The sequence below is a fragment of the Bacillus sp. GbtcB10 genome, from assembly GCF_019091365.1.
Taxonomy (GTDB): domain Bacteria; phylum Bacillota; class Bacilli; order Bacillales; family Bacillaceae; genus Bacillus; species Bacillus altitudinis.
Map to the genome: position 1 here is coordinate 1 of NZ_JAGXJP010000359.1, position 240 is coordinate 240.

Below are 240 nucleotides of genomic sequence, written 5' to 3' on the forward strand. Positions count from 1 at the left end.
TTTGAATTGGCTGTTCTTTTTGCACCTCTTTTTGCGGTTTCACCTGTACTTCCTTTTGTGGCTTCACTTGTATTTCCTTCTGTGGTTTTACCTGTACTTCTTTTTGTGGTTTCACTTGCATTTCCTTCTGTGGTTTTACTTGCACTTCTTTTTGAGTTTGTTGCATAGCAGGCTGCTGCGTAATTGGCGCTGATTGATACGTAACTTCTTCTTCATCTTCTATTCCAAGCGGCGTTGGCG

General features: G+C 41.7%; 1 pseudogene. It reads right to left on the reverse strand.

Going from position 1 to position 240, the window contains the following annotated elements:
• Window positions 1-240 (reverse strand): annotated as a pseudogene (locus KVT11_RS20495) (peptigoglycan-binding protein LysM); the annotation flags it as partial.